General features: G+C 63.7%; 1 protein-coding gene. It reads left to right on the top strand.

All coding sequences use genetic code 11. The features are described from left to right. Positions 1–2,598 (top strand): condensation domain-containing protein (locus tag B0O95_RS15065; protein WP_146064121.1); only part of this gene is annotated, 2,598 nt, incomplete at both ends.

Genomic DNA, 2,598 nt, shown 5'->3' with positions numbered 1-2,598 from the left:
TGGCCGGCCGATTGCGAACACGCGCGTTTATTTGCTCGATGCGCACGGCCAGCCGGTACCACTGGGTGCGGTCGGTGAACTGTATATTGGTGGCGCAGGCGTCGCGCGTGGCTATCTGAACCGCCCGGAGTTGACCGCCGAGCGTTTCGTGCGCGATCCGTTCGTGGACGAGTCGGATGCGCGGATGTACAAGACCGGTGATTTGGCGCGTTATTTACCGGATGGCAATCTGGAATTCTTGGGGCGCAATGATGACCAAATCAAGATCCGCGGCTTTCGGATTGAACCGGGGGAGATCGAAGCGTGCTTAACGGCGCATCCGCAGGTGCGTGATGCGGTAGTGCTGGCAACAGGTGAGGGCTCGGCTAAGCGGCTGGTCGCGTATGTGCAGGCCGAAGCGGATGAGCACTTGGCGAGCACCTTGCGTGCACAGGTGGCGGCGAGCCTGCCTGAGTATATGGTGCCCAGCGCGTTTATGCGGCTCGATGCGTGGCCGCTGACGCCGAACGGCAAACTCGATCGGCGTGCACTGCCCGCACCGGATGACGAGGCGTTCGCGCATCAAGCGTATGAAGCGCCGCAAGGCGAACTTGAGACGACGCTCGCGGCGATCTGGGCCGAGCTATTGGGGGTGAAGCAGGTCGGTCGGTACGACAGCTTTTTTGCGCTCGGAGGCCACTCGCTGTTGGCGGTGCAACTCATTGAGCGCCTGCGGCGTCGGGGCTTGAGTGTGTCGGTGCGGCTGCTGTTTGAGGCGCCGACGCTCAGTGCGTTGGCGCAGACGTTGGGTCAGCGCCGTGATGTGGCGGTGCCTGCGAATGCGATCACGCCCGACACAACGGCGATTACGCCGTCGATGCTGCCGCTCATTGAGCTGACGCAAGCGGACATTGACAAGATTGTCGAGCAGGTACCGCAGGGCGTAGCTAATATCCAGGACATTTACGCACTGTCGCCACTGCAAGACGGGCTGCTGTTTCACCATCTGCTGGCTAGCACAGGCGATCCGTATCTGCTGATGCTGCAGTTGGCCTTTGAGACGCGCGAGCGGCTTGACCAGTATCTGCACGCGCTGCAGCAGGTGATCGATCGGCACGATATTTTGCGCACCGCTCTCGTCTGGGAAGGTGTGTCCATGCCCGCGCAAGTGGTGTGGCGCCACGCGCGGCTACCGGTCACCGAGCTGACGTTGGACGCCGCTGACGGGCCGATCGCGGAGCAATTGGCGCGGCGCTTTGATCCGCGTCACACGCGCTTGGATCTGACGCAAGCGCCGTTGCTGCATTGTGCGATCGCACAAGACAATGAGGGGCGCTGGCTACTCACGCAGCGGCTGCACCATTTGATTGGCGATCATTCGACGCTGGAAGTGATGCACGCAGAGGTGCACGCGTTCATCGGAGGTCGAGGCGACTCGCTGCCGCCGGCGCAGCCGTTCCGCCATCTGGTCGCGCAAGCCCGGCTAGGTGTCAGTCAAGCTGAGCACGAGCGTTTCTTCACTGAGCAGCTTGCGGACATTGAGGAGCCGACCCTGCCGTTTGGGCTGGCGCAGGTACAGCACGACGGCAGTGACGTGAGCGAGTCACACCGGATGCTGCCGCCGGCGTTGAACGATCGGCTGCGCGCGCACGCCAAACGGTTGGGCGTGAGCTTAGCGAGCCTATGCCACTTGGCGTGGGCGCAGGTGCTCGCCCGCGCGAGCGGCCAACCACGCGTGGTGTTTGGCACCGTGCTGTTCGGGCGGATGCAAGCAGGTAGCGGGGCCGATCGTGCGATGGGGCTCTTTATCAATACGCTGCCGCTGCGCGTGGATTTAGACGGCAGTGTGCAGGCGTGTGTGCGGAGCACGCACGCGCGGCTGGCGGCGTTGCTCGAGCATGAGCATGCGTCGCTGGCGCTTGCACAGCGCTGCAGCGGCGTGCCGGCCGGTACGCCGCTCTTTAGTGCACTGCTCAATTACCGGCACAATGCGATGGATTCAAGCGAGCGCGGCGGGCTACCGGGTGTGGAGCTGCTCAGCGCGCAGGAGCGTACCAATTACCCAATCGGGCTGTCAGTGGACGATGATGGGCAATCGTTGGGACTGACAGCCCAGAGCGCGCCGTCGCTGGAGCCCGAGCGGGTGTGCGCGTATATGCAGCAGGCGCTGCACAGCTTGGCCGACGCGCTGGAGGCGGCGCCCGACACCGCAGTGCAGAAGCTGCAGGTGCTGCCCGAGGCCGAGCGCGAGTTGCTGCTTGACACGTGGAACGCGACGCAGCAGGTGTATCCGTCGCACGTGTGCGTGCACCAGTTATTTGAGGCGCAGGTCGAGCGCACCCCCGAGGCGCCAGCGCTGGTGTTTGAGGATCAAACGTTTAGTTATGCCGCGCTGAACGCCCAAGCCAATCGCCTCGCGCACCAGTTGATCGAGTGGGGTGTCAAGCCCGATGCGCGGGTGGCGATCTGCGTGCAGCGTAGTCCCGCACTGGTCGTGGGGCTGCTGGCGATTTTAAAGGCCGGCGGCGCGTATGTACCGCTCGACCCAGCGTATCCGAGTGAGCGCTTGGTGCACATTCTCGCTGATGCGGCACCGAACATTGTGCTCGCGGATGCGGC

The organism is Mycetohabitans endofungorum (assembly GCF_002927045.1).
GTDB lineage: Bacteria > Pseudomonadota > Gammaproteobacteria > Burkholderiales > Burkholderiaceae > Mycetohabitans > Mycetohabitans endofungorum.
Note: the sequence above shows the minus strand (reverse complement) of the source record. Positions and strands in the feature narration are given on the sequence as shown.